General features: G+C 48.3%; 1 protein-coding gene. It reads left to right on the top strand.

Going from position 1 to position 298, the window contains the following annotated elements; translation table 11 throughout:
* The coding region (locus HA632_RS00065) for a hypothetical protein (RefSeq protein WP_217902796.1) at positions 1–298 on the top strand (298 nt) is incomplete at both ends.

Raw genomic sequence — 298 nt, 5'->3', positions numbered from 1 at the left:
CAACTGCTCCGGTTATTGCAGCTTTACCTGCTCCTTCAACCATCTCTTGTCCGGCTACTCCTGAGTTTGCTCAGGCTACTGCCACTGACGCTTGTAGTTCCGGAGCTACTTTGACTTTCGTAGACAATACAACTAATGGTGCTTGTGCCGGTTCGTATTCTGTAACCAGAACTTGGACTGCTACTGATGCCTGTGGAAATGCCTCTACAGCTACTCAAACCATTACTGTAACTGATACAACTGCTCCGGTTATTGCAGCTTTACCTGCTCCTTCAACCATCTCTTGTCCGGCTACTCC

The sequence above is a fragment of the Flavobacterium sp. J49 genome (assembly GCF_011742145.1).
Classification (GTDB): Bacteria; Bacteroidota; Bacteroidia; order Flavobacteriales; family Flavobacteriaceae; genus Flavobacterium.
Note: the sequence above shows the minus strand (reverse complement) of the source record. Positions and strands in the feature narration are given on the sequence as shown.